Annotated in this window: 1 protein-coding gene; it reads right to left on the bottom strand. The window is 72.3% G+C overall.

Annotation, left to right across the window (positions count from 1 at the left end; translation table 11 throughout):
* Window positions 1-350 (bottom strand): PHP domain-containing protein (locus AB1L30_RS00540; RefSeq protein WP_367011402.1); only part of this gene is annotated, 350 nt, incomplete at both ends.

Genomic DNA, 350 nt, shown 5'->3' on the forward strand with positions numbered 1-350 from the left:
CGAGGCGTGTTTGGCGATCATGTCGCAGGGCGTCGGCCGTGGCCCGGAGGTCGGGATCGTCCGGGTCGATGAAGTGGCCGAGGATGTGGACCTCTCGGGTGCCGTCGGAGGCGCTCAGCTCGATGCCGGGGATCAGCTCGATGCCGAGGCGCTGGGCCTCGGGCCGGGCGACGGCGAAGGCCGAGAGCGTGTCGTGATCCGTGATGGACAGGGCCGACAGCCCGACCGTCGCGGCGGCCCGGACGACGTCTCCCGGGGTGCACGAGCCGTCGGAGTGGGTCGTGTGGACATGGAGGTCGGCCCCGCGATGGGTCCGGCGGACCGCCCGGGCACTGATTGCAGAGCGGCAC

The organism is Bremerella sp. JC817 (assembly GCF_040718835.1).
Classification (GTDB): domain Bacteria; phylum Planctomycetota; class Planctomycetia; order Pirellulales; family Pirellulaceae; genus Bremerella.